The sequence below is a fragment of the Endozoicomonas ascidiicola genome, assembly GCF_001646945.1.
GTDB classification, from domain to species: Bacteria; Pseudomonadota; Gammaproteobacteria; order Pseudomonadales; family Endozoicomonadaceae; genus Endozoicomonas; species Endozoicomonas ascidiicola.
Genome location: NZ_LUTV01000003.1, coordinates 769,924 through 773,951 on the forward strand (window position 1 = coordinate 769,924; position 4,028 = coordinate 773,951).

Sequence of the window (4,028 nt, forward strand, 5' to 3'; positions counted from 1 at the left end):
TTAGCCGACAGACTCCATACCAAGACGTCTCTTGACGAGGAGGAAGAGGTGCTCAGAAAACCGGTTAAGCCAAAACCAAAATAAAACCGATGGTTTCAAGTGAGTTTTGGTTTATCACTCACATTATCGCCATGCCTCGTAAGTTCTTCGGTCTTTGCACCTTGGGCACTCTTAACCTGATGTCCTTTGAACTCTTTCTGAAAATCCTGTGGTTCAGTTTTTCTGTTTGTGTCCGTGGAGTTGACGCCCCCGCCCTGATCAATGCGCATCGTCGATCATCCCTGATAGCTGAGTTTCTCTAACTTTGTTTATCGCCCTATCAAATACAGCTCTTGAATGGTGTACCGTTCAGCAGGAAAACATATATACCCAAAGGATTTCAAGTTGCTACGCGGCGGCAAATGAGCGAAGCCTTTAGGTCCCTCGGGTTCCAGGAGCCCACAAGAAATAGGTGATTGGGGTGAGCGAGCACCCGAGGGCATAAACGCAGCCAACAAAGTAGCAACTTGAAAGGCGACGGGTATAATCACCAGACACGCCTTTCCAACCTCAACCAAGCCTATTTTTAATGGAACTAACCCCCAACCAGCAAGCTGTCGCCCAACATGATCAGAATCACGCGCTCTGCATTGCGGTGGCTGGCTCAGGTAAAACCTCCACGCTGGCGCAACTGATCATTAACCTTCTGAATAAAGGGGAAGACCCAAGGCGGGTCATGGTGATGATGTTTAACAAGGCCGCGCAGCTGGACTTCACCCGAAAGCTCCGCCGTCTTGCACAACAACAGACTGATATACCGGTGATGCCTGAAATCCGAACGTATCATTCAACCGGCTTAAAACTACTGCGAACACTGGAAGGCTGGGGACTCCGAGAGTCTTACAATAAACAACCACTGTCGGAAAAAGTGGTTGAGTTGCAAGTCAGAGCACTGATACTGAAACTGGCACCGGACGCAATTAAAGACCGCATTCGTTCCGATGCTGCCCGCATTATTGAAGCCGCTATCAGTTTTATCGAATCCGTAAAGGCTCACCTGCTGACACCAGAGCAATGGTTTGAGAAAAGCGGTTATACCGACGATTACCGTTTTTTCATCAAGCTGTTCAAACAGTTTGAGCTGTGGCGACACCACGAAAAAAGCATTACGTTTACCGACATGCTTTACGATCCGGTTTCATTAATTCTGGCAAATCCTGAGGTCATTCCCGGCATTGAAAACCGCATGAACTTCATCATTGTCGATGAGTATCAGGACACCTCAACGCTTCAACACCGGTTAACCCGGTTAATTGCTGGTTCCAGGGCACGAATGGTCGCCGTGGGTGATCCGGATCAAACCATCTACGAATTTGCCGGCGCCAACATTGATAATATCCTGCACAATTTTCAGGAAGATTACGGCGATACCGGTGAAGTCCATGAGTTAACGCTCCCTCACACCTTTCGCTATGGACATAGCATTGCCCTGGCTGCCAGCCACTTGATTAGCCATAACCGGGCTCGAAAAAATGTCATCTGCATTGCCCACACCGAGAACAAGCCGTCCCTGATTCGTATCAACCAATCCGATTCAGACGACAGTCGGCTTGTGGTCGACACGCTGCAAGAGTATCTGTCGTCCGGCACACCGGGTGAAGACATTGCCATTCTGGTTCGAGCCTGGGCACAGGCGGTGCCTATTGAGCTGAACCTGTTGGAAAGAGGCATTCCTTACACATCCGACGGCCCTTCTCTTTTCCAGCGCCCGGAGATAGAAACCCTGATTGATGCTATGACGCTGGCCAGCGGTGGCTTTGCCAATCTGGATGCGGACATACGCTACCGAAAACTGTTCAAACTTCTGACCCTGCCCCATATTGGGTTGAAACATCATCACATTGACATGATCTGCCAACGACTGAAGGATCACACCGAGCAGTTCGGCAATGCCATGGGTAAAATGCTGCCTTTGATCAAAGACATCAGTGATTTTCAGGCAGGCAAGTTAATGAACAGAGCCGAACTGTTCAGCTGGCTGGAAAGAACAGGGCAACAACAAAAAGCCCATAGCCTGATCGCTGCCTACCTTCAAAAATCGGATATCTTCGACAGCTTGAAATCCATGAGTCTCAACGAGCAGCGAACCGAAGAGCAGATTCTGGCCATCAAAGGGTTTCATCGTTTTCTTCGTCAGCTTGATGAAAACACGACAGTATGCTGCCTGCACATTGAAGCATTGATTGAAAAACGGCAGCAGCAGAAAAAGCAGCGCCAATCTTCCGCTCATGGCGTGACACTGAGTTCCTGTCATCGCTCTAAAGGGCTGGAATGGCCAGTGGTCTTGCTCCCGGGGTTGATCCGCCAATACTGGCCTTTTTTAAGAGAAGATGATCTGGCCATTGGTGCGGGGAACGCAATTGAATCCGAACGTCGTTTACTTTATGTCGCCATGACCCGGGCAAAAGAACAACTGCATCTATTCACCACCACCGGTGATCTCACACCAACCTTCACAGGCCGTTTAAGTGTTGCTGATAGTGCATCAAAACAAAAAGAAAGCATCAGTCCTTTTGTTCAAGAAATGAATCTGCCCCATGTTTTATCACTGGGCAACTTGCTCCATGACGAATCGGATGATGAACTCTCGGAAGCTATTCAGAAAATCGGGCTAACGCCTATATCAAAGCGTTATGTCTCTGCAGCAAGACCTCCTTTGCACGCGCGCATTAAAGAGGTTGCAACCATCGCACCCAAAAAACAGAGCAGCAAAGTGCCTCAAGGAAGAACACCGGGTCAATCACCCAATGGCCCCTGGCAGCTGAGAGCGATCATTCATCACGCTATTTTTGGCCGGGGTGAAGTGATTGAGGTAAACGACAGTAACTTCTCAGTCCGTTTTGATAGCCGTCAGCATGGGGTTCGAAAATTCGCACGAATTGAAGAAATACGACACTTGTTTCAGCAGGCTCAATAAGAAATCATCCACTACACTCTATGGCTGTCGTTTGCTGAATCACTGTCAGGAGTGTAGAAGATGTCCCACACCTTCCCGGAACTGCCCTACGATTACGATGCCCTTGAGCCCTATATTGACGCCAAGACCATGGATGTCCACTACAACAAACATCATCGCACTTACTACGATAAATTCATGGCCGCCATAAAGGGTACCCAGCTCGAAGACCAACCCATTGAAGAGATTTTCGCCAGTATTTCAACCCAACCACCCGCCGTTCGTAACCATGGCGGTGGATATTACAATCACATTGTCTACTGGAACTGCATGTCTCCGGAAAAAGGAAAGCAACCCACGGGTGACTTTGCCAATCTGTTAAATGCCAAATTTGGTGATCTGGAGACGTTTAAACAACAGTTTGCCGACGCTGCTATCAACACTTTCGGCTCTGGCTTTGCCTGGCTGGTTGTTAAAGACGATGGAGAACTGGCGATTACGTCCACCGGTAATCAGGACAACCCACTGATGGATATTGCACCGGTAAAAGGTGAGCCCATTCTGGCTCTGGATGTGTGGGAGCATGCCTACTACCTGACCTATCAAAATCGTCGCCCTGACTATATTGACGCCTGGTGGCATGTAGTGGATTGGGATGCAGTTGCCTCAAGCCATCAGAAGGCATTAGCCGCCTGATATCGTTCACGCAAGATGAACCCGGCTTTCGGCTTGATCTTAGATCTTTCCTGCATAGGAGGTTGTCGCAAAAGCCCTGGTTCCCATGCTCCGCGTGGGAACCCATACTTCTAACCCATTGAAAATTCAGCCTATGCATTCCCACGCGGAGCATGGGAACGAGGTTTCTGGAGTTTTGCGACACCCTCATAGGGCTAGGAGGCTGTCGGACTTGAAAGTAAAAACCGGAGATGGGCCGCAATAAAGTCAAAAATCACAGAATCCAGTCTGGAAGTGCTGTTTATGTCGTCAGTCTCTTTTGCCCAAATATCGCAAATGCATGCGACAAATAACCTGTAAGCTGAAATAAACTGCATAAAAATGATACTTTCCTGAAGATCTTTCAGCATCAGCGTAA

The 4,028-nt window shown here is 48.6% G+C and carries 3 protein-coding genes; 2 read left to right on the plus strand and 1 reads right to left on the minus strand.

The window, feature by feature from the left end:
- The first annotated feature begins 568 nt into the window (after window positions 1–568).
- Together AKL11_RS10815 and AKL11_RS10820 are read left to right on the plus strand one after the other, a co-directional pair.
- Entirely contained in the window at window positions 569–2,956 is a 2,388-nt protein-coding gene (locus tag AKL11_RS10815; RefSeq protein ID WP_067517217.1) for an ATP-dependent helicase, read from the plus strand.
- A gap of 60 nt (window positions 2,957–3,016) precedes the next feature.
- On the plus strand, window positions 3,017–3,631 hold the full coding sequence (locus AKL11_RS10820) for a superoxide dismutase (RefSeq protein ID WP_067517218.1): 615 nt from the start codon (window positions 3,017–3,019) through the stop codon (window positions 3,629–3,631).
- A 194-nt stretch (window positions 3,632–3,825) separates the two neighbouring features.
- On the opposite strand, the gene AKL11_RS25920 is transcribed toward AKL11_RS10820, so the two are convergent.
- Window positions 3,826–4,028 (minus strand): hypothetical protein (locus AKL11_RS25920; RefSeq protein ID WP_216636791.1); only part of this gene is annotated, 203 nt, incomplete at its 5' end.

Excerpts from the sequence above, each read along its gene's own strand:
- AKL11_RS10815 (WP_067517217.1), top strand. The coding sequence starts at position 569 with ATGGAACTAACCCCCAACCAGCAAGCTGTCGCCCAACATGATCAGAAT.
- AKL11_RS10820 (WP_067517218.1), top strand. The coding sequence starts at position 3,017 with ATGTCCCACACCTTCCCGGAACTGCCCTACGATTACGATGCCCTTGAG.